Origin of the sequence: Rhodococcus sp. TAF43 (assembly GCF_052113525.1) — a bacterium.
Classification (GTDB): domain Bacteria; phylum Actinomycetota; class Actinomycetes; order Mycobacteriales; family Mycobacteriaceae; genus Prescottella.
The window spans coordinates 1-22,825 of the sequence record NZ_JBFRDL010000071.1; the positions used below are offsets into that span (position 1 = coordinate 1).

Here is a 22,825-nt window from a genome sequence, read left to right on the forward strand (position 1 = left end):
CCGAGAAGTTGGCGGCCCGTCTGACCGAGCGGTCCGGTGGCGAGATCACCGTCGACGACGTCCTCGACGCCGAGACCATCGAGCAGTTGGCCGAGACGGTGCGTCAGCATCTCGAGGACGGTCTGAAGATCGACGGTCTGGTGCGCACGTTGCGTCCTCGCGCCGAGGGTTCGGATGCGGTGCCGGTGTTCGTGTTCCATCCGGCGGGTGGTTCGACGGTGGCGTACGAGCCGCTGCTCAAGCGTCTGCCCGCGGACACCCCGATGTTCGGCCTGGAGCGGGTCGAGGGCCCGATCGACGAGCGCGCCGCGGCCTACGTGCCGCTGCTGCGCGAGATCCAGGGTGACGGCCCGTACGTGTTGGCAGGCTGGTCGCTCGGTGGCGTGCTCGCCTACGCGGTCGCCCGTCAGCTGCGCGAGCAGGGTGCCGACGTCCGGATCGTCGGACTGATCGACACCGTCATGGCCGGCGAGAAGGTCGAGGACACCCCCGACGAGATCCGGGCCCGCTGGCAGCGCTACGCGGCGTTCGCGAAGAAGACGTACGGCGTCGACGCGCCGCTGCCGTTCGATCGCCTCGCGGAGGCCGGCAGCGACGAGGAGCAGATCGGGATCCTCATGGATCTGCTGAAGCTGAGCGGCGCCAAGATCCCCGGCGGCATCATCGAACACCAGCGCACGTCGTGGCTCGACAACCGGGCCATCCAGACGGCGGACCCGCAGCAGTACGACGGCGACGTCGTGCTGTACATGGCGGACAAGTACCACGACGACGCGATCAACCTCGAGCCGTCGTTCGGGACGCGTCAGCCCGACGGCGGCTGGGGCGAGGTGGCGGAGAACCTGGAGGTCGTCTACATCGGTGGCGACCACATCCAGATCGTCGACGAGCCCTACATCTCCAAGGTCGGCGCGGACCTGTCGAACAAGCTGGCCGAGATCGAGAAGCGGAGCAACTGAGTGAGCACCACCACCGCAGAAAAACTTGCGGAACTGCACGAAAAGCTCGAGCTGTCGAAGGCCCCGGGTAACCCCAAAGCGATCCAGAAGCGCAAGGACAAGGGCCTGCCGACGCCGCGCGAGCGCATCGACATGCTCCTCGACCCGGGCACGTTCGTCGAGATGGGCCAGCTGGCCCGCCAGCCCGGTGACGCGTCCAACCCGTACGGCGACGGTGTCGTCACCGGCCACGGCCTGGTCGACGGGCGTCCGGTCGCGGTGTTCGCGCACGACCAGACCGTCTTCGGCGGTGCCGCAGGCGAGATCTTCGGCCGCAAGGTCGCCGCCGTCAACGACTTCGCCATCAAGATCGGCTGCCCTGTCGTCGGCATCAACGAATCCGCGGGCGCGCGCATCCAGGACGCGGTGACGTCGCTCGCGTGGTATGCCGAGATGGGTCGTCGCCAGGAGCCGCTGTCGGGCATGTGCCCGCAGATCTCGATCATCCTCGGCAAGTGCGCCGGCGGTGCGGTGTACGCACCGATCAACACCGACATCGTGATCGCGACCGAAGAGTCGTACATGTTCGTCACCGGTCCGGACGTCATCAAGTCGGTCACCGGCGAGGACGTCAGCCTCGACGAGCTGGGTGGCGCCCGCCACCAGGCCGAGTACGGCAACATCCATCACGTCGCGGCCGACGAGAAGGCCGCGTTCGAGTACGCGCGCGAGTACCTGAGCTACATGCCGTCGAGCTGCACCGAGAAGCCTCCGATCATCAACCCGGGCCTCGAGCCGGAGATCACCGAGGACGATCTGTCGCTCGACGCGTTCATGCCCGACGCCGACAACGCCGGCTACGACATGCACGACATCCTCATCAAGATCTTCGACGACGGCGAGTTCCTCGAGGTCCGCAGCCAGTCTGCGCAGAACCTCATCACCGGCTTCGCACGAGTCGACGGCCGCCCGGTCGGCGTCGTCGCGAACCAGCCGATGCAGCTGTCTGGTGCGCTCGACGCCGCGGCGTCGGACAAGGGCGCGCACTTCGTGCGGGTCTGCAACGCGTACGACATTCCGCTGGTGTTCGTCGTCGACACTCCGGGCTTCCTGGTCGGTGTGGAGCAGGAGAAGGTCGGCGTCATCAAGCGTGGCGGTCGCTTCCTGTTCGCGTACGTCGAGGCGACCGTCCCGAAGGTTACTGTCGTGGTTCGTAAGGCGTACGGCGGCGCTTACGCGGTGATGGGCTCCAAGCAGCTCGGCGCCGACGTCAACCTGGCCTGGCCTACCGCCCGCATCGCGGTCATGGGTGCCGAGGGCGCGGTCAACCTCATCGGCCGCAAGCAGATCGAGGCCGCCGGCGACAACGCCCCCGCCGTCCGCGCGCAGCTCATCAACTTCTACAACGAGCATGTCGCGACGCCGTACATCGCGGCCGAGCGCGGCTACATCGACGCCGTCATCGAGCCGTCGACCACCCGCCTCGAGATCCGCAAGGCACTCACCCTGCTCCGCGACAAGACGGTGTTCAAGAACCCGCGCAAGCACCACTTGCTGCCGTTCTGATCGCTTTCCCTGCTGTTGGCCGAATGTCACATACGTTCACTTCGATTGAACGTATGTGACATTCGGCCGTTCACGGGCCGACGCCTGCTCACACGCGATCACGAGATCCGCGATGACGGTGCTCGGATCGCGTTGGATCTGCTTCGGTAGGTGCGTCACGACGATGATCCCGTGCCGCTGCATCCGGGCGCGCCGGAGCATCGTCGCCTCGTGTGCCTGCGCGCTGAAATGGTGTTTGAGAGAGTCGATTTCCCAAGCGACGGCGAGGTCGTCGATCCACCCGTCGGGGCGTGCGAGCCAGGTGCCGTCGGCGCCGATGATGTCCTTGTTGTGCACCATCAGTGGCAGCGTGGTCGTCGCGTAGAGCTGCTGCGCAGCGATCTCCGCGACCGAATGAGCATCGTCGGACAGTTCGCGGACAACTCGCCGGGGCAGTGCGCTGCCACGGCAGCTTCCATTGTCGAGTTCTTCGGCGAGTTGGTCGACGTCAACGTCCCCGCGCTGTACTGCGCCGGTGAGCAGCGCCCGGCAGGCGTCGGGCAGCGATGTGCGTCGTGCCGCGTCGAGCAGGCTGCGGGCGATCGGAGCGATGCGCAGGGTGCCTCGAGTGAGATGGTCAGGCATTCGCCACGTCCGTTCGACCGTGACGAACGAGAAGTCGCGCCGGTGCTTCGTCGACGGAATGAGCAGCAGGACGTCGCCTTTGCTCGCGGACTGGTCGTATCCGTGGGCCCCGAGTGCCGCGTGGCCGGAGAGCACGGCGCCATCGCCGCCGTACAGCAGCGCTGCGGTGTTGCGTTGGAGGGTGCTCAGGGAACCGCTCTGGAGTGCTACGACACCGGGCAGCACGCGCTGCCAGGGTCCTCCGCGGCGACATCGCCCTGAGATGGCCCCGCGCGTGACGCCCTGCTCGAGGAGTGTTGCGGTTCGGACGATCCCGTTGACGCTCAGGTGGTGGAGTCCTGCCGCGCCGTCGTCGCCCCACGATCCTCGTCTCATGGAGGTCATGATTGCGGCTGGTCGAGCGAGTTCACGGCTCCTTGGCGCCTCTGTGGATAAGCAATGTGGTTATCCACAACCCTCTTAATGGCCGAATGTCACATACGTTCAATCGAACTGAACGCATGTGACATTCGGCCAACAGGCCAACAGGCCAACAGGCCAACAGGCCGACAGGCCGACAGGCCGACAGGCCCTACGGCTCGTACACCCTCAGCGTCCCCGGGGACCAGAAGCCCGAGCGGTTGATCTGCTCGGTGTCGACGGTTGCCGTTGCGGCGTTGGGGTAGTGCCGGTCGTACCGCTCGAGGGAGCCCCAGTCGCGGCCCCAGTCGTTGTTCAGGTACGTCGGGACGGTGGTGGCGCCGGCGAGCATCTCGGTCCAGCCGAGGGGTCCGCCGTTTTCGAGGGACTGCCACGTGTCGGTGGAGCTGACGGCGAGGGGCCGGTCGGGCAGGATCCGGTAGTTCGGCATCTCGGCGACACCGTTGAGGTGGTTGAACGGACGCTGGCACGGGAACTGCAGTCCGACGGCCCAGTCCAGCAGGACGGGCTGTGCGGTGCCGACGACGCTGCTGAGCGATTCGAGCTTGGGCACGCGCGGCGGCGTGAACGCGAACCACTGGTCGCCGGTCAGGTTGGGGTCGGACGCGTTGATCCGGACGACGTCGGTGTCGGCGGGCAGTTCGTCGAGCGGGATCCGCAGGTTCCGCCACGACGGCGCGGGGCCGATGTCGCGGGGGACGTAGGTGCCCTGGATGTCGACGGTGCCGTCGGGCTGACGCTTGCCGTACTCGAGGTTGAGCGGCTGTCCGTAGTTGGTCTGTCCGGTGATCTGGTCGACGGACCAGATGCGGCCGGCGGCGGAGATCACCACGAGCGGGGAGTCGTCGCTGCGTTCGGGCAGCTGGTACCAGCTGGAGACGACGGATGCCTGCTGCTGGACGCCGTCCTGGTAGCTGCCGAGGATCGGGGTGCGGGCGGGGTCGAGCCCGAACGGCAGTTTGACGGTGCTGCCGTTGACGCCGAGGGCGCCGACGCCGCCGGTGGTGCCGGATCCGCCTCCGGTCTCGAAGGTGGGCCCGATGCTCTGGCTGTCGGTGTTGCCCATGCCGGCCTTGACTTCGACGTAGTCGGCTGTCAGGTCGTCCGGCACACCGTTGGGGGTGAAGCCGACGGGCTTGCTGCCGGCGAGCGGATCGTTGGGGTCGGCCAGCGGGTTGGCCCGGTCGACGATCGGGCGCAGGGCGCCCGCGTTGGGGTCCTGTTCCACGAGCACGTCGTCGGCGAGGCCGCACGTCTTGCCGGCGAGCGCCTCGATGTTGGAGCGGCCCAGCGAGTAGGCCGGGTACTGCGACACCGCACCCTTGAGTAGCGAGAGCACCTCGAACAGCACCATGAGTCCGGCGATGACGGTCAGCGGGGCGGCCGCGAACTTGCGGATCCGCCGGCCCTTGGGGCTGGTGGGTTTCTCGGGCGGGGGGGCGTAGCCCTCACGCAGGTACTGCCACGCGATCAGTGCCACGGCGAGGCCGAACAGCACCAGGAACAGGGTGGAGGATTCGCGTCCGTTGAACTGCACCGTCTTGTCGAACCACGGCACGCCGTAGCTCGAGACGTACCAGTACCCGTTGATGCCGGAGAACGACAGCGCGAGCACGAACAGCAGGCCGGCGAGGAACATGGTGCGGTTGCGCCGCGATCGCAGCGCACTCGCCGACACGACGACGGCGGTCAGCGCGGCGAGGGATCCGGCGATGCCCGCGTACGCCCCGAAGTGGTGGGTCCACTTCGTGGGGTTGAACATCATGAAGAAGATCGTTCCGAACACGATGCCCATCAGGCGCCACGACGGTCCGGCGGCGACGCCGGGGATCCGCTTGCGGCGCAGGAACACGAACAGCACCGTGAACAGGCACAGCAGCATCGTCAGGAACGCGAAGCGGCGGGCCAGCGAGCCGTCCGTGGTCTGCACGAACAGGAAGTAGTAGCGCTGGTAGTCCTGGAACCATTCGAGGTTCGGTCCGATGATCGTGCGGACGCGCGTGGCCTCCATCACGGCCGCCCAGGTCTGGTCGGCGAACACCACGACCAGCACCAGCATGCCGGCTGCCGCCAGGGGCAGCAGCTGCGACAGTGTGCCGATCCGGTGGCGGCGTCGGACGATGATTCGGGTGATGGGGCGGATGCCGGCGAGCAGCGCGGCGATACACATCAGGCCGGTCGGGGCGGCGGCGAGAGTGAACGCGCCGATCAGCGCGGCGATCGCGGCGGGCAGGAGGCGGGCGGTGGCGATGGCGCGTTCGATCGAGCACCACGTGAGCAGTGCACCGACGGCGACGATCGGTTCGGGGCGCAGGCCGTTGTTGTAGGGCAGCCAGAACGCGAGGAACACGAGGCCGCCGGTCCACAGGGCGACGGAGTTGGTGCGCACCGCGCGACCGAGGCGCGGGACCACTTCGCGGCTGATGACCATCCAGCACAGGACGGCGGCGAGCAGTGCGGGCAGACGCATCCACGGGCTCGCGGTGGAGATCTTCGCCATCGCGGCGAGGACGTCGTAGTACCAGCCGAACGGCGCCTCGGGGACACCGAACCAGCGGAAGTAGTTGGCCATGTAGCCCGAGTGCTCGGATGCGCGGGCCATGGTGAGCAGGTAGCCGTCGTCGGCGGTGTTGGCGCCGAAGAAGTGCCAGCCGACGAGGGTGCCGACGACGACGCCGTCGACGCCGGTCAGCTTCCACCACCGGGCGGGCAGGAAGCGGCGGGAGTGGCGGCCGTCGACGCTGTCGAGGCGGTGCAGTGCGACCAGCGAGACGGCGGTCGCGAGGACGGCGCCGAGCATCGCGACGAGCTTGATCAGCGTCGGGCTCGACGAGAACCGCGAGTCGATGTCCATCGTGAAGCTCAGGCCGGGGACCGACTGGCCGTCGAGGTCGGTGAAGATGCCGACGACCTGCGGGCGGTAGTCGTGGAGCAGCTCGCCGGTGACCGGCTTGCCGTCGTCGTCGGTGAGGCCCACGAACTCGGCGGTGGTCCCGGTGACGTCGGAGGCGATGCGGATCTCGGTGCACCCGGATTCGACGTCGGAGCGCGGCGCGGTCGCGACGATGACGTTGCGGTCGAGGATGTCGACGGTCTCGGAGGAGACGCGCACGAACATCGCGTTGACCGCGGCCTTCTCACCCTGCGGGGGCGCGGTGGCCAGCAGGATGCCGCCCGCGTCGGGCAGCTCGGCGACGGCGCGGCACGGGATCGTCGCCGACAGCGACACCGGCACCTGCGACATCAGCGGCGCTTCGATGTTCGACGCGACCGGGCCGTCGGGCCACGACACCGTCGCGGCGGTCTGGGTGACCGGCAGGAACGGTGTCGCCAGCGCGAGCAGGACACCGAGGAGGCCGGTCACGACGGCGATCAGCCGAGCGTTGCGGACATCCGCGTTTCGGGCACGGGAAGCCGGGGGCGGAGCGCTGGCTTCGGGACCGGGCGCGGGGGCTGTCACAACGTCTGGCACGTTTGTCGATGGTAGGCGAGATGTTTCCGTTACCTAAATGAGCCCGATCCCTCTCAGGTACTTCACAGGCAGGTCACGCGGGCGGCGTGTTGCGGATCGGACCGGGCGACCACAGCCCTGAGCGGGTCGTTTGCTCCACATCGATGTCGGCGGCCTGCGCCGACGGGACGATCGGGGTGAACCGTTCCAGGGAACCCCAGTCGCGCCGCCAGTCCTGGTCGAGATACGTCGGGATGGTCTGCGCGTTCACCAACAGATGCGTCCAGCCGAGCGGGCCGCCACCGATCGCGTCCTGCCACGCGTTGGTCGCCTGGGCGCCGACGCGGTCCGGCAGGATCCGGTACTCGGGCACCTCGGCGACGCCGTCGTGGTGGGCGAACGGTCGTTGGCAGGGGAACGCCAGGCCCACCGACCAGTCGAGCAGCACCGGGGCGGTGCTTCCGACGACGGTCTGCAGTGTCTGCATGTGCGGCACCCGCGGCGGGGTGATGGCGAGCCACTGGTCGGGTGCGAGCCCGGTGTCGGAGGCGACGAGCCGGACGGCGTTCGCCTCGGCGGGCAGCTGGTCGAGCGGCACCCGCAGGTTCCGCCACGACGGCGCCGGACCGATGTCGATCGGGGCGACGCGTCCGAGGACGTCGATGCCGCCGTCGGCGGTGCGGGTGCCGTATTCGACGTCGAGCAGCTGGCCGTCGGTGACGACGCCGTCGGGGTCGACGGAGTGGATGCGTCCGGCGGCCGCGATCGTGAGGATCGGGGCGTCGTCGCTGCGCTCGGGCAGCCCGTACCAGCCGGTGACGAGGTCGGACTTCTGCTGGACCCCGGACTGGTAGCTGCCGAGCACCGGTGTGGTCGCCGGGTCGAGGCCGAAGGGCAGGGACACGCTGCTGCCGTTGACGCCCGCGGTGGTCTCGGTGCCGCCGCCCGTGCCGGCACCGGTGCCGGTGGTGGTCTGGGTGTCGGAGTCGGTGCCGCTGTCGACGCTGTTCGCGCCTCCGGCCGCGACGTTCTCCTTGTCGGCGGTGAGGTCGCGGGCCACACCGTTCGCCGTGAAACCGGTCGATTCGGTGGCGCCGAACGCGCCCGCACCGGCGGGATCAGTGGTCGGGGACAGGAGCTTCAGCAGCGATGCGTTCGTGTCGTCCTCGACGAGGACGTAGTCGGCGAGCGCGCACGAGTCGCCGGTCACGGACTTCAGGTTGGAGTGGGCGATCGAGTACGACGGGTACTGCGCGACGRCGCCCTTGAGGAGCGAGAGCATCTCGAAGAGCACCACCGCGGCGGCGGCCAGGGTCAGCGGTGCGGGCGACCAGCGCCGGACCCGGGCGAGTCGGCCGCCGTTGCCGTTGCCGTTCGCCTCGTCCTTCCCGGACGCCCCGCGGATGTGGTACCAGGCGGCCAGCAGCAGCGCGAGGACCGTCAGGCCCAGCAGCGCGGTGGAGAAGCCCTTCCCGCCGATGGACGGCGGCTTGTCCCACCACGGCACGCCGTAGCTCGAGACGTACCACCAGCCGTTGGAGCCGGTGAACGACAGCGCCAGGATGAACAGCACGGCCGCGGCGAACAGGGTCCGGTTGCGCTTGGAGCGCAGGCTCGCGCCGGCGACCGCGACGGCGGCGAGCGCGGCGACGGAGCCGGCGAGACCCGCGTACACGCCGAAGTGGTGCGTCCACTTGGTGGGCGTGAAGCTCATCAGCAGCAGCGACGCGAAGATGATGCCGAGGATGCGGCGGGACGGCCCGACGGCGGTGCCGGGGATGCGGCCCCCGCGGCGCAGCACCATCATCACGCACACCACCAGGCACAGCAGCATGACGAAGACGCCGAAGCGGCGGGCCAGCGAGCCGTCGGGGGAGACGTTGAGCAGCGCGTCCCAGCGCAGGCGCTCGTCGAACCACGGCACGTTGGGCCCGACGGCGGTGCGGACACGGGTGGCCTCGAGGACCGACGCGAGGGTCTGGTCGGCGAACACCGCGACGAGCACGACGGTGCCGGACGCCAGGATCGGCGCGACCTGCCCGGCGATGCCGACCTTCCGGCCTCGCTTCAGGAGCGTCTGCACGATCGGCCGGGATCCGGCGATGAGGGCGGCGAGCGCGATCAGTCCGGACGGGCCGGCGGCGAGCGAGAACGCCGCGATCAGCACCGCGACGGCGGCGGGCAGCAGGCGTCCGGTGGCGATGGCGCGTTCGATCGAGCACCACGTGAGCAGTGCGCCGAGCGCGATGATCGGTTCGGGGCGCAGGCCGTTGTTGAACGGCAGCCAGAACGCCAGGAAGACCAGGCCGGCGGTCCAGATGGCGGTCGAGTTGGTGCGCACCGCGCGACCCAGTCGCGGGATCACCTCGCGGCTGATGATCAACCAGCAGAGGATCCCGGCGATCAGTGCGGGCAGTCGCATCCACATGCTCGCGGTGCTCACCTTCGTGAACAGCACCAGCACGTCGTAGTACCAGCCGAACGGCGCCTCGGGGACGCCGAACCAGCGGAAGTAGTTGGCCATGTAGCCGGCGTTCTCGGAGACGCGGGCCATGTTGAGCAGGTAGCCGTCGTCGGACGTGTTGGCGCCCACGACGTGCCACAGCAGCAGCCCGCCGATGACGACCCCGTCGATGCCGGTGAACTTCCACCAGCGTGCCGGCAGGAAGCGGCGGGCGCGGCGGCCGTCGACGCCGTCGAGGCGGTGCAGCGCCACGAGCGAGGCCAGTGTCGCGAGCACGGCGCCGATCATCGCGACCAGCTTGATCAGGGTGGGGCTCGACGAGAAGCGGGAGTCGATGTCGGCGCGGACGTCCAGGCCGGCCGGCGGGGCGCCCTGCAGGTCGGAGAAGATGCCGACCATCTGTGGCCGGACGTCGCCGTCGATGGTGGTCGCCTGTTCGTCGGGCAGGCCGGCGACGGCGGCGGTGGTGCCCTGCGGGTCGGATGTCACGACGATCTCGGTGCAGCCCTGCAGGTCGTCGACCGGCACCGACAGCAGTGCGGTGTCACGCAGGATCGCCCGCAGGCGTGCGGGTTCGGTGCTCGACGCCGCATCCACCTTGATGACGAGGCCRTCGGCTTCGGCGCGGCCCGCCTGGGGCGGCGCGGTGGCGACGAGCGCCCCGCCGCTCTCGGTCAGCTGCCCGACGGCGCTGCACGGGATGCTCACGTGCAACTGCTGCGGGGTGTACGAGACGAGCGGCGCCTCGACGCTCGTGAGGCTGCCGTTCTGTGGCCAGCTCACCGATGCCGCGTCCTGCGTCACCGGTAGGAAGGGCGTCGCGATCGCGAGGATCGCGCCCAGCAGGCCGGTGACGATGGCGACGAGGCGGGCGGTGCGCACGTCCTTCGCGGTGGAGCGGTCGTCGGGCGAGGTCGGGGCGGTCGGGTCGTCGGGCACGGTGTTCGACTCTAGGTGAGCCGCCCGGTCAGGTCAGATTCCGCACGTCCCAGACCCAGACGCCGTCCACCCATCGTCCGTCGACGCCGAGCAGTCGGTTGACGGTGGTGAGCAGGGCCTGCTGATTCTTGCCGGGCGGCAGCACCACGACGTCGGCGTTCCAGAACTCGAGGTCCGCGAGCGCGGTCGCTCGGGTGCTGTCGTCGATGGCGGGCACCTGGCCGGTGCTCTGGGTCTTGCCGAGGAGCATCGCGGTCGGGCGGTCGTCGGGCCCGTACTTGCCCTTGTCCTCCGGTCCGGCCGGTCCGACGAAATAGCCTCCGGCGACCGGGTATCCGAAGCGTTGCCCCACTTGCCATTGCAGGGCCCGGGCGTCCTCGGGGCGCGGCAACGGGACGGTGACGACCGACCCGTCGGACACGTACGAGCGCCACGTCCCGTCCGCGAAGAATGCGGGCGCGGGGGTTCGGTGGGCGATGTCGAGCGGCGCGGGGGCGAGGGGGAGCAGTGCAACGGTCAGCCAGCCCAACCACAGCAGCGTCGTCGATCGCTGTCCGGCGCGTCCGGCGGTGATCGCGCGGTCGGTGCCCAGTGCCAGGAGGATCGCGATGGCCGGAATGCAGCCCATCGCGAAGCGGGATTCCAGGACCGATTCGAGCAGTGGCAGTTTCGCGAACCACGACCACGGAAGCGTGATGCCGGTGTCGTTGTGCGCGATGGTCAGTTCGACGCCCATAGAAAGCACAGCGAGCACGACAAATGTCGCGGCGGCGGCGCGGGCCATCGGCAGGCGCCACAGCCACACTGCGGTCATCGCGGCGAGCAGGAGCAGCGGCCAGCCGAAGAAGGCGTTCTCCTCGGTGGCGTTCATCGACAGGCCCGCAGCCGATCCCGGACCGCCGGCGAGCGACTGGGTGGGGAAGCGGGTGAACGCGTTGACGTCGTTGCCGACCGGCCCGTGTTCGATCGAGTGGTAGCTCTGTGGTCCGAGGAACTGCCACCACAGCGGGATCGCGACGATCGCGAGTGTGACGGCGCCGGCGACGCACAGCCCCTTGAAACCGCGCCGGACGGCGGCGACCGCCTTGCCGGGATGGGATGCACCGTAAGCGATTCCGAAGATCGTGAAGGCGATCGCGTAGATCAGCAGAGGTTCCTCGCCCAGGAAGATCTGGTAGGCGACGGCCAGGCCGAGCATGACGCCGTTGCGGATCAGGCGCTCGCCGCTGCCGAGGCGGATGACCAGCAGCGCGATGAACGGCAGCAGGAACAGCGCGACGAAATTGGGGTGACCGTTGGTGTGCGAGATCATCGCCGGCGCGAAGCCGCACACGACGCCGCCCACCGCGGCCGCGAACCGGGACTGCACCACGTACCGCGACAGCACCCAGTACCAGGCGGTGGCGGTGCCGGCCAGGCCCAGCGTGAGTGCGAGCGTGAAGGTGACGGTGGGCCCGAACAGCAGCGTGACGGGGGCGAGCGGGATGCTGACGCCGAACATCGCGGTGTTGGCCATCAGGTTCACGCCGAGCGGATAGTTCTGCAGCGTGCTCGACAGTATCTTCCCGGGACTCTCGAGGTTGGCGAGCGAGTGCGCAGTGACCGCGAAGAACCACTCCCACATGGTCTGGTCCTGGCCGCTGCGGACCAGGTATCCGTCGCCGAGGTGCTTCCACTGGCGTCCGAGGACGAACACCGCGAGCGCGAGGAACGAGACGGTGGCGACGAAGTCGGCGGGCGCGATCCGGATCCGCCGGGAGCGGGTGGGAGCGACGGTTGTCTGCGCCGGGGGAGTCGGTGCGGACGAGATGTTCCCGTCTGACAGTTGCAGGGTCTCGCTCACATCGCCCCTTTCGCGTCGCTGGACGGAAGGGGCGGGGCGCCGCGCAGCCGTCAGTTGGCCGGACGCGACATTACCGCAGCTAGCTGGGTGCCACCTGTGAGAAGAAACCGTCCTGGAACACGTAGCGGGCATAGCGGACAGCGGGACCCGGGCCGGCGGACCATCCCGATCCCTCCCGGTTGATGTGCAACTTGGGGGTTGCATCGGCCCGCGCGATCTGCAACCCTGGAGTTGCAAATAAATCTGAACGACCGGAGGGATGGAACCGATGGACGAGTTGGATCGAATCGAGCGCGAGATCGCGATCGACGCCTCGGCTGCGCGAGTGTGGAAGCTCGTGAGTGAACCGGGCTGGTACATCAACGACGAGCAGATCGTGCCGCATCGCGTCGAGCGTCGCGGCGACCTGGACGTCGTCCACGATCCCGATCACGGCGCGTTCGCGTTCGCGACGGTGGAACTGGACGAGCCCCGCTACGCGGCGTTCCGTTGGCTCACCGACGTCGACGCGCCGGACGGGCCGTCGACGTTGGTGGAGTTCCGGATCGAGGAGACCTCACCGACGAGCGTCGTGTTGCGGGTCGCAGAGAGCGGGTTCGCGTCGTTGCCAGAGAGTGCGGAGGAGCGGCGCAGCCGGTACGACAGCCACGTCGAAGGCTGGCGCGCCGAGATGGCCCTCGCGAAGCGTCATACGGAGGAGGCGGTCGATGCGGTCGGGTGAAGCCCTCGATCCGCCCGTCGTGTTCGCGGCCCTCGCCGACGACACCCGCTGGAGCATCCTGCTCCGGCTCGGACGGTCGTCGGCGTCGGCGTCGGCGCTCGCGCGCGAGCTCCCGGTGTCGCGGCAGGCGATCGCGAAACATCTCGCGGTGCTGCAGGAGGTGGGACTGGTGGAGGCCGAACGTGACGGCCGGGAGGTGCGATTCGTCGCCGTCGGCGCACGGTTGAGCGAGGCGGCTCTTCAGCTCGAGCGGATCGCGACCGGCTGGGATCGCCGACTCGAACGCATCAAGATGCACGCCGAGGCGCCCGATCCGGATTGACGGACTCGTCCCCGAGGGCTGCGGCGATGCGGTCGAGGGAGATGTCGAGGACGCGTGCGACGGCGGCGATCGTGAAGAACGCCGGCGTCGCGATGCGTCCGGTCTCGATCTTGCGCAGCGTCTCCACCGAGATGTCCGCATCCAGCGCGACCTGCACCATGCTCGCGTCACCGCGCGCCGATCGCAGCAGCTCGCCGAGTCGCCGTCCCCGTTCCAGTTCTTCCGCCGTCAGCGGCACGCGCACCATGATGCCTATAGTAATACCGGTATAGTTATTCGCAACACCGAACAAGAGGGCGAATCATGGTCGAACTGAAGACTGCAACCGAGATCGACGCGATGAAGCGGGTGGGACGTGTCGTCGCCGACGCTCTCGCGGCGGCGCGGGCGCACGCGGGGATCGGGGTGGGTCTGCTCGATCTCGATGCGGTGGCCGCGAAGGTCATCGCCGATGCGGGCGCCGCGCCGGTGTTCCTGGACTACCGCCCGAACTGGGCGCCGTTCCCGTTTCCGGGCGTGATCTGCGCGAGCGTCAATGATGCTGTCGTGCACGGTATCCCGTCGGACTACCGGCTGCGTGACGGCGACCTGGTGAGCATCGACTGCGGCGCGAAACTCGACGGCTGGTGCGGCGACGCGGCGATCAGTTTCGTCGTCGGCACCGCGGCATCCGCGGACGAGGCGCTCGTCGCTGCCACCGACGAGGCGCTGCGGCGCGGTATCGCCGCCGCGCAGCCCGGAAACCGTCTCGGCGACATCGGCGCCGCGATCGGTGACTACGCCCGAGACCAGGGTTTCGGCCTGCTCGCCGACCACGGTGGTCACGGCATCGGCCGGGTAATGCACGAGTCTCCGGACGTGCCCAACGAGGCCCGCGCCGGCCGAGGCATGCGCTTGCGCCCCGGCCTGGTCCTCGCGATCGAACCGATGCTCATCGCCGACGGCTCCGACGACTATCGGCACGGCGCCGACGGCTGGACCCTGCAAACGATCACCGGCGCCCGCGCTGCGCACAGCGAGCACAGCGTCGCGATCACCGACGACGGCCCGGTGGTGCTCACGGCGCAGCACTAGGCTGCACCTATGCCGGACTGGACGCCGATCTCCGACGCGCTGCGCCGCGCTGGGGTGTGGGACGTCCGCGACGACGGCACCACCCGCGCGATGTATTCGTCGGACGCCTCGCTGTACCGGGTGCCGCCCACCACCGTGGTGTTTCCGCGTGCGATCGACGAGGTCGCGACGGTGCTCGACGTGTGCCGTGCCGAGGGTGTTCCGATCACGGCGCGCGGTGCCGGGACGTCGGTCGCGGGCAACGCGGTCGGTCCGGGCGTGGTCCTCGACTTCAGTCGCCACCTGGGCCGGGTCCTCGGCGTCGATCCCGACCGTCGCACCGCCGTCGTCGAACCCGGTGTCGTGCAGGCCGTCCTGCAGCGGGCCGCGGCTCCGCACGGCCTACGGTTCGGGCCCGATCCGTCCACCCACAACCGCTGCACCATCGGCGGGATGATCGGCAACAATGCCTGCGGTGCACGGACTCTCGGGTACGGCCGCACCTCCGACAATGTCGTGGGGCTCGAGCTCCTCACCGGCGCGGGGGAGGCGTTGTCGCTCCCGGCGGCGACCGACACCCCGCTGCTCGATCGCCTGCGTGACGTCACGCGCACCGGATTGGCAACCATCCGAACCGAATTCGGCCGCTTCGGACGCCAGGCGTCGGGGTACGGCCTGGAGCACCTGCTGCCGGAGAACGGCTTCGACGTCGTGAGGTTCCTCGTCGGCAGCGAGGGCACGCTCGGGATCGTCACGCGGGCCACCGTGCGTCTGGTGCAGGATCCGGCGCACCGGGTGCTGGTCGCGCTCGGCTACGACGACATCGCCTCCGCCGGCGACGACGCCAAGGCCGTCCTCGGTTTCCGGCCGACGGCATGCGAGGGCATCGATTCGCGCCTGGTCGACGTCGTGCGCGAACGACGCGGACCGCAGGCCGTGCCGCTGTTGCCGCGCGGGGCGGCCTGGTTGTTCGTGGAGATCGCGGGGGACACCCGCGACGACGTGCTCGATCGGGCGCGGGCGTTGGCCGACGGCTGCCGCGCGATCGACGCCCTCGTCGTCGACGACCCGGCGCGGGCCGCGGCGCTGTGGCGGATCCGGGAGGACGGCGCGGGTCTGGCCGGACGCAGTCCCGCCGGCAAGCCCGCGTACGCCGGGTGGGAGGACGCCGCCGTCCCACCCGACCGGATGGGCCCCTACCTGCGCGACTTCGAGGCCCTGCTCACCGAGTTCGGCCTCACCGGACTGCCGTACGGGCACTTCGCCGACGGCTGCCTGCACATCCGCCTGGACCTGCCGCTGGATCGGCCGTCCGGCACCGACGTCTTCCGACGCTTCCTGGTCGCCGCCGCCGAACTGGTGGCAAGGTACGGCGGGTCGTTGTCGGGGGAGCACGGCGACGGCCGCGCGCGCAGCGAGTTGCTGCCGCTCATGTACTCGCCCGACGCGCTGCGTCTGTTCGGCGCCGTCAAACACGTCTTCGACCCCGACAGCCTCCTCAACCCGGGTGTCCTGGTGGATCCGAGTCCGGTCGACGCCGACCTGCGCGTCCCGCAGACGTCCCCGCTGCGCACGAACCTCGCCCTGGCCTACCGCAGCGACGACGGCGACTTCTCCCAGGCCGTGCACCGCTGCACCGGCGTCGGGAAGTGTCGCGCCGACACCACCGGCACCGGGGGCGTGATGTGTCCCTCCTATGTGGCGACGCGGGAGGAGAAGGACTCGACGCGTGGACGCGCCCGCGTCCTTCAGGAGATGGTGAACGGCAGCCTTGTCAGTAAGGGGTGGCGATCGCCGGAGGTGCACGACGCCCTCGATCTGTGTCTGTCGTGCAAGGGTTGCGGGTCCGACTGCCCGACGGGCGTCGACATGGCCTCCTACAAGTCGGAGGTCCTGCACCAGAGTTACCGGGGGCGCCTGCGTCCGGTCTCGCACTATTCGTTGGGGTGGCTGCCGCGGTGGGCCGCGCTCGCCGGCCGGGCACCTCGTCTCGTGAACGCGATGACCCGGTTGCCGGGTGTCGCGTCGGCCGCGTTGACGCTCGGGGGCGCGGACCGTCGGCGGAACATCCCGCAGTTCGCGCCCGTCTCGTTCCGACGCTGGTTCGCCGACACCGCCGCCGATCGCCGTACCACCGGTGACCCGGTGGTGCTGTTCGTCGATACCTTCACCGACCGTTTCACGCCCGAGGTCGGGATCGCGACCGTCCGCGTCCTGGAGGACGCCGGCTTCCGGCCCCGACTGACTGCGAAGAGACAGTGCTGCGGACTGACCTGGATCACGACCGGTCAGCTCGACGCCGCCAGACGGATCCTCGGCCGCACCGTCACCGCGTTGGCGGGGGAAGGGGTACCGATCGTGGGGATGGAACCGTCGTGCACGGCGGTCCTGCGGTCCGACGGCGTGGACCTGCTCGGCACCGACGAGGCGCGACGCGTCGCCGACTCCACCGCCACCCTCGCCGAACTGCTCACCGACCGGGACGGCTGGGCGCCGCCGGACCTGTCCGGTACCGCGGTCGTCGCGCAACCGCACTGCCACCACCACGCGGTGATGGGGTGGGGCACCGACGCGGCCCTGCTGCGCCGGGCCGGTGCGCGGGTGGAGCGGCTCGGCGGGTGCTGCGGACTCGCGGGGAACTTCGGGGTGGAGCGGGGCCACCACGACGTCTCCGTCGCGATCGCCGAGCATCAGTTGTTGCCGGCGGTCGCGAGCGCCGGACGGGACGCGGTGATCCTCGCGGACGGGTATTCGTGCCGGACCCAGATCGGTGATCTGACCGACCGACGCGGGATGCACCTGGCGGAAGTCCTGCTCACCGGCGACTGAGGCACAATCCAGTCATGGTCTCCACGCCTGTCATCGTCACCATCGTCTCCGTCTGTATCGGCTTCGTCCTGTTCGTCCTCGCGGCGAGCGGCGCGCGGGGAAAGTGGGACAAGCGGCTCGTGATCGGTCTGCTCGTCACGGCCGTCCTCTGCCTGACGGCGGTGCCGCTCTCCGTCGCACTGAGCGCGGCGGTGTGACGACGATGTCGCGACCCGACGGCTGGCCCAGCGAATGGCCGACGACCGCGCGGCAGATCGCGGTCGCCACCGACATCGCCCTGACCGCCGCCCGCGCCGCCTCCGCCGACCAGCTCGGTGAGGCCGTGGAAGAACTGATCGCCCTGCCGTTCGAGCAGGTGACCCTCGTGCACGCCGGTGTCGTGCGTGCGCTGCTCGAGGATCTGCATCCCGACGGTTTCTCGGGGGACGACATCCAGGACGCGCTGACGCGGGTCGCCGGCGCGGCACTCGCCTGGCTGCCCGGGCTCGACGTCACGGCGTTGGCTGCTGTTCTCACCGGTTCGCTCGGACTCACGGAGATGAGCGACGACGCGCAACGGATCGGTCAGGCCGACTACCTGCGCAGCGCGATCCTGGTGATCGCCGATCTCCTGGCAACCGCCGACGTGCCGTCCATCGGGTACATCCGGGCCGCGATCGGGGAGATCGCACGAGCGGAGACGGTGGAGATGCCCTGACGGGGTCCCCCGGCACCGGATGTTCACGCAAAGTACGCCGTTCATGCGCTCTGACCAGGCGATTTGGCATTCGGTGACAGGTTCGCGTAACTTATTCCAGGTCAGAGCGACACGGACACCGACCCGGACCTGAGGGACTGGGAAAACGAGGTTGTACGGAGAGCGCCTGGCGAATCTGCTTCGATCGGTTCTGGTTCACGGATTTGCGTCCGGGTCCGGATCTGGTTAGGAGCTAGTTTGAGTTTATTTTGCTAGTGATTTGACTCGATGTCTATGACTGATTGCCGGCTTTGGCTGGCCAATCTAGAGTCTTCAACGGAGAGTTTGATCCTGGCTCAGGACGAACGCTGGCGGCGTGCTTAACACATGCAAGTCGAGCGGTAAGGCCCTTCGGGGTACACGAGCGGCGAACGGGTGAGTAACACGTGGGTGATCTGCCCTGCACTTCGGGATAAGCCTGGGAAACTGGGTCTAATACCGGATATGAGCCTCCACTGCATGGTGGGGGTTGGAAAGGTTTACTGGTGCAGGATGGGCCCGCGGCCTATCAGCTTGTTGGTGGGGTAATGGCCTACCAAGGCGACGACGGGTAGCCGGCCTGAGAGGGCGACCGGCCACACTGGGACTGAGACACGGCCCAGACTCCTACGGGAGGCAGCAGTGGGGAATATTGCACAATGGGCGAAAGCCTGATGCAGCGACGCCGCGTGAGGGATGACGGCCTTCGGGTTGTAAACCTCTTTCAGCAGGGACGAAGCGAGAGTGACGGTACCTGCAGAAGAAGCACCGGCCAACTACGTGCCAGCAGCCGCGGTAATACGTAGGGTGCGAGCGTTGTCCGGAATTACTGGGCGTAAAGAGCTCGTAGGCGGTTTGTCGCGTCGTCTGTGAAAACCAGCAGCTCAACTGCTGGCTTGCAGGCGATACGGGCAGACTTGAGTACTGCAGGGGAGACTGGAATTCCTGGTGTAGCGGTGAAATGCGCAGATATCAGGAGGAACACCGGTGGCGAAGGCGGGTCTCTGGGCAGTAACTGACGCTGAGGAGCGAAAGCGTGGGTAGCGAACAGGATTAGATACCCTGGTAGTCCACGCCGTAAACGGTGGGCGCTAGGTGTGGGTTTCCTTCCACGGGATCCGTGCCGTAGCTAACGCATTAAGCGCCCCGCCTGGGGAGTACGGCCGCAAGGCTAAAACTCAAAGGAATTGACGGGGGCCCGCACAAGCGGCGGAGCATGTGGATTAATTCGATGCAACGCGAAGAACCTTACCTGGGTTTGACATATACCGGAAAGCCGTAGAGATACGGCCCCCCTTGTGGTCGGTATACAGGTGGTGCATGGCTGTCGTCAGCTCGTGTCGTGAGATGTTGGGTTAAGTCCCGCAACGAGCGCAACCCTTGTCCTGTGTTGCCAGCGCGTAATGGCGGGGACTCGCAGGAGACTGCCGGGGTCAACTCGGAGGAAGGTGGGGACGACGTCAAGTCATCATGCCCCTTATGTCCAGGGCTTCACACATGCTACAATGGCCGGTACAGAGGGCTGCGATACCGTGAGGTGGAGCGAATCCCTTAAAGCCGGTCTCAGTTCGGATCGGGGTCTGCAACTCGACCCCGTGAAGTCGGAGTCGCTAGTAATCGCAGATCAGCAACGCTGCGGTGAATACGTTCCCGGGCCTTGTACACACCGCCCGTCACGTCATGAAAGTCGGTAACACCCGAAGCCGGTGGCCTAACCCTTGTGGAGGGAGCCGTCGAAGGTGGGATCGGCGATTGGGACGAAGTCGTAACAAGGTAGCCGTACCGGAAGGTGCGGCTGGATCACCTCCTTTCTAAGGAGCATGCGGAAGAGGCTAAACCATGGATGTGTGATAGCCGGCGGGCGTTGCATTCGTGGGGTTGTGGGATCCATTTTGTCAATTCTGCCGGGTTGGCCAACAGTAAGAAATCATCGTGTTAGTCGAAGTGGTCTGGAACGGCCTGTCGTAGAGGGTGAGAATCCCGTAGACGAAAACATGGTGACTGTTGTAGTGGACACCCAAGTAGCAGCGGGCCCGTGAAATCTGCTGTGAATCTGTCGGGACCACCCGATAAGCCTGAATACTCCCTGGTGACCGATAGCGGACTAGTACCGTGAGGGAAAGGTGAAAAGTACCCCGGGAGGGGAGTGAAATAGTACCTGAAACCGTGCGCTTACAATCCGTCAGAGCCTTCGAACACTTCGGTGTTGGGGGTGATGGCGTGCCTTTTGAAGAATGAGCCTGCGAGTTAGCGGCATGTCGCGAGGTTAACCCGTGTGGGGTAGCCGTAGCGAAAGCGAGTCCGAATAGGGCGTCCGTAGTGGCATGTTCTAGACCCGAAGCGGAGTGATCTACCCATGGCCAGGGTGAAGCGACGGTAAGACGTCGTGGAGGCCCGAACCCACTTAGGTTGAAAACTGAGGGGATGAGCTGTGGGTAGGGGTGAAAGGCCAATCAAACTCCGTGATAGCTGGTTCTCCCCGAAATGCATTTAGGTGCAGCGTCGCGTGTTTCACTCTGGAGGTAGAGCTACTGGATGGCCGATGGGCCCCACAAGGTTACTGACGTCAGCCAAACTCCGAATGCCAGAGTGTGAGAGCGCGGCAGTGAGACTGCGGGGGATAAGCTTCGTAGTCGAGAGGGAAACAGCCCAGATCGCCGGCTAAGGCCCCTAAGCGTGTACTAAGTGGAAAAGGATGTGGGGTCGCGAAGACAACCAGGAGGTTGGCTTAGAAGCAGCCACCCTTGAAAGAGTGCGTAATAGCTCACTGGTCAAGTGATCCTGCGCCGACAATGTAGCGGGGCTCAAGTACACCGCCGAAGCCGCGGCATTCACATAACACCCATTTCCTCCTGCGGGGGGTTGTGCAGTGGTGTGGATGGGTAGGGGAGCGTCGTGCAGCCATGGAAGCAGCGGGGTGACCTAGTTGTGGAGGCTGCACGAGTGAGAATGCAGGCATGAGTAGCGAAAGACGAGTGAGAAACTCGTCCGCCGAATGACCAAGGGTTCCTGGGCCAGGTTAATCCGCCCAGGGTGAGTCGGGACCTAAGGCGAGGCCGACAGGCGTAGTCGATGGACAACGGGTTGATATTCCCGTACCCGTGTGAACGCGCCCCTGGTGAATCAGTGATACTAACCGTCCTGAAGCGTCCTTACTTCCCTTCGGGGAACCTGGATGTGGATGCACGGGACCTGATCTGGTAGTAGCCAAGCGATGGGGTGACGCAGGAAGGTAGCTGAGCCAGTCAGTGGTAATACTGGTGTAAGCGTGTAGGGCGTGGCCTAGGCAAATCCGGGTCACATACAGCCTGAGACGTGATGCGTAGCCGATTGAGGCGAATTCAGTGATCCTATGCTGCCGAGAAAAGCCTCTAGCGAGCTTTCACACGGCCCGTACCCCAAACCGACACAGGTGGTCAGGTAGAGAATACTAAGGCGATCGAGATAACTGTGGTTAAGGAACTCGGCAAAATGCCCCCGTAACTTCGGGAGAAGGGGGGCCTCGTCTGGTGATCCAACTTGCTTGGTGAGCTGGGTGGGGCCGCAGAGACCAGAGAGAAGCGACTGTTTACTAAAAACACAGGTCCGTGCGAAGTCGTAAGACGATGTATACGGACTGACGCCTGCCCGGTGCTGGAAGGTTAAGAGGACCGGTTAGCCAGCAATGGCGAAGCTGAGAATTTAAGCCCCAGTAAACGGCGGTGGTAACTATAACCATCCTAAGGTAGCGAAATTCCTTGTCGGGTAAGTTCCGACCTGCACGAATGGCGTAACGACTTCTCTGCTGTCTCAACCACAGACTCGGCGAAATTGCATTACGAGTAAAGATGCTCGTTACGCGCGGCAGGACGAAAAGACCCCGGGACCTTCACTATAGCTTGGTATTGGTGTTCGGTTCGGTTTGTGTAGGATAGGTGGGAGACTGTGAAGCGGGCACGCCAGTGTTCGTGGAGTCGTTGTTGAAATACCACTCTGATCGTATTGGACATCTAACCTCGGACCATGATCTGGTTCAGGGACAGTGCCTGGTGGGTAGTTTAACTGGGGCGGTTGCCTCCCAAAATGTAACGGAGGCGCCCAAAGGTTCCCTCAGCCTGGTTGGCAATCAGGTGTTGAGTGCAAGTGCACAAGGGAGCTTGACTGTGAGACTGACAGGTCGAGCAGGGACGAAAGTCGGGACTAGTGATCCGGCACCGGCAAGTGGAAGCGGTGTCGCTCAACGGATAAAAGGTACCCCGGGGATAACAGGCTGATCTTCCCCAAGAGTCCATATCGACGGGATGGTTTGGCACCTCGATGTCGGCTCGTCGCATCCTGGGGCTGGAGTAGGTCCCAAGGGTTGGGCTGTTCGCCCATTAAAGCGGCACGCGAGCTGGGTTTAGAACGTCGTGAGACAGTTCGGTCTCTATCCGCCGCGCGCGTTAGAAACTTGAGGAAGGCTGTCCCTAGTACGAGAGGACCGGGACGGACGAACCTCTGGTGTGCCAGTTGTTCCGCCAGGAGCACTGCTGGTTAGCTACGTTCGGAAGGGATAACCGCTGAAAGCATCTAAGCGGGAAGCCTGTTCCAAGATGAGGTTTCTCACCCCCTCGAGGGGGTAAGGCCCCCGGCAGACCACCGGGTTGATAGGCCAGAACTGGAAGCACGGTAACGTGTGGAGGTGACTGGTACTAATAGGCCGAGGACTTACCACAAAGAAGCTACGCGTCCACTGTGCGGTATCTGAAACAACACACAGATACCATTCACCCCCAACACCCCAGGTCTTGTGCCGGCGGGTGGTTCGGGCGGGGGAATTGAATGTGTGACAGTTTCATAGAGTTACGGCGGCCATAGCGGAGGGGAAACGCCCGGTCCCATTCCGAACCCGGAAGCTAAGCCCTCCAGCGCCGATGGTACTGCACCCGACAGGGTGTGGGAGAGTAGGACACCGCCGAACA

At 66.8% G+C, this 22,825-nt stretch carries 13 protein-coding genes, 1 rRNA gene and 1 other annotated feature; of the genes, 9 read left to right on the forward strand and 5 right to left on the reverse strand.

Features of this window, described 5'->3' with window-relative positions:
• The coding region (locus tag AB4Z09_RS27040) for a thioesterase domain-containing protein (protein WP_442241153.1) at positions 1-959 on the forward strand (959 nt) is incomplete at its 5' end.
• A complete protein-coding gene (locus AB4Z09_RS27045; protein ID WP_174907490.1) occupies positions 960-2,504 on the forward strand; it encodes an acyl-CoA carboxylase subunit beta in 1,545 nt (514 codons plus the stop codon). It begins immediately after the preceding gene.
• A gap of 36 nt (positions 2,505-2,540) precedes the next feature.
• Here the strand turns inward: AB4Z09_RS27045 and AB4Z09_RS27050 are convergent, their stop codons facing one another.
• The 4 genes from AB4Z09_RS27050 to AB4Z09_RS27065 all read right to left on the reverse strand — a co-directional run bounded on the left by AB4Z09_RS27050 (position 2,541) and on the right by AB4Z09_RS27065 (position 12,233).
• The gene (locus tag AB4Z09_RS27050; protein ID WP_429520159.1) at positions 2,541-3,503 is read right to left on the reverse strand and encodes a hypothetical protein; all 963 of its coding nucleotides are present in this window, start codon (positions 3,501-3,503) and stop codon (positions 2,541-2,543) included.
• Between the two features lie 196 nt (positions 3,504-3,699).
• The gene (locus AB4Z09_RS27055) at positions 3,700-7,020 is read right to left on the reverse strand and encodes an arabinosyltransferase domain-containing protein (protein ID WP_174907493.1); all 3,321 of its coding nucleotides are present in this window, start codon (positions 7,018-7,020) and stop codon (positions 3,700-3,702) included.
• A gap of 73 nt (positions 7,021-7,093) precedes the next feature.
• The gene (locus AB4Z09_RS27060; RefSeq protein ID WP_442241154.1) at positions 7,094-10,402 is read right to left on the reverse strand and encodes an arabinosyltransferase domain-containing protein; all 3,309 of its coding nucleotides are present in this window, start codon (positions 10,400-10,402) and stop codon (positions 7,094-7,096) included.
• Positions 10,403-10,430: 28 nt separating this feature from the next.
• Entirely contained in the window at positions 10,431-12,233 is a 1,803-nt protein-coding gene (locus tag AB4Z09_RS27065; RefSeq protein WP_442241159.1) for a glycosyl transferase, read from the reverse strand.
• Positions 12,234-12,513: 280 nt separating this feature from the next.
• Between AB4Z09_RS27065 and AB4Z09_RS27070 the strand changes: the two genes are divergently transcribed.
• Together AB4Z09_RS27070 and AB4Z09_RS27075 are read left to right on the forward strand one after the other, a co-directional pair.
• On the forward strand, positions 12,514-12,966 hold the full coding sequence (locus AB4Z09_RS27070; protein ID WP_442241155.1) for an ATPase: 453 nt from the start codon (positions 12,514-12,516) through the stop codon (positions 12,964-12,966).
• The gene (locus AB4Z09_RS27075; protein WP_442241156.1) at positions 12,953-13,288 is read left to right on the forward strand and encodes an ArsR/SmtB family transcription factor; all 336 of its coding nucleotides are present in this window, start codon (positions 12,953-12,955) and stop codon (positions 13,286-13,288) included. Before AB4Z09_RS27070 ends, AB4Z09_RS27075 begins: the two co-directional genes overlap by 14 nt.
• Here AB4Z09_RS27075 and AB4Z09_RS27080 read toward each other — a convergent pair.
• The gene (locus tag AB4Z09_RS27080) at positions 13,254-13,535 is read right to left on the reverse strand and encodes a helix-turn-helix domain-containing protein (protein ID WP_114724548.1); all 282 of its coding nucleotides are present in this window, start codon (positions 13,533-13,535) and stop codon (positions 13,254-13,256) included. The two genes, AB4Z09_RS27075 and AB4Z09_RS27080, sit on opposite strands and share 35 nt — an antisense overlap.
• A gap of 56 nt (positions 13,536-13,591) precedes the next feature.
• Here AB4Z09_RS27080 and map point away from each other — a divergent pair, with 56 nt between their 5' ends.
• From map to rrf, 5 genes are all read left to right on the forward strand, one after another.
• Complete coding sequence (gene map, locus AB4Z09_RS27085) at positions 13,592-14,362, forward strand: type I methionyl aminopeptidase (RefSeq protein WP_442241157.1); 771 nt, start codon at positions 13,592-13,594, stop codon at positions 14,360-14,362.
• Positions 14,363-14,371: 9 nt separating this feature from the next.
• Positions 14,372-17,170 (forward strand): FAD-binding and (Fe-S)-binding domain-containing protein, encoded by a 2,799-nt coding sequence (locus AB4Z09_RS27090; protein ID WP_442241158.1) that lies wholly within the window; start codon positions 14,372-14,374, stop codon positions 17,168-17,170.
• 14 nt (positions 17,171-17,184) lie between these two features.
• Positions 17,185-17,367, forward strand: coding sequence for a hypothetical protein (locus AB4Z09_RS27095; RefSeq protein ID WP_114724545.1), 183 nt, complete (start codon positions 17,185-17,187; stop codon positions 17,365-17,367).
• A gap of 5 nt (positions 17,368-17,372) precedes the next feature.
• Entirely contained in the window at positions 17,373-17,867 is a 495-nt protein-coding gene (locus tag AB4Z09_RS27100) for a hypothetical protein (protein ID WP_114724554.1), read from the forward strand.
• A 312-nt stretch (positions 17,868-18,179) separates the two neighbouring features.
• Positions 18,180-22,580, forward strand: a sequence feature (most likely nonfunctional fraction of RNA operon).
• A 127-nt stretch (positions 22,581-22,707) separates the two neighbouring features.
• A 5S ribosomal RNA gene (gene rrf, locus AB4Z09_RS27105) occupies positions 22,708-22,824 on the forward strand.
• Position 22,825: the final 1 nt, after the last annotated feature.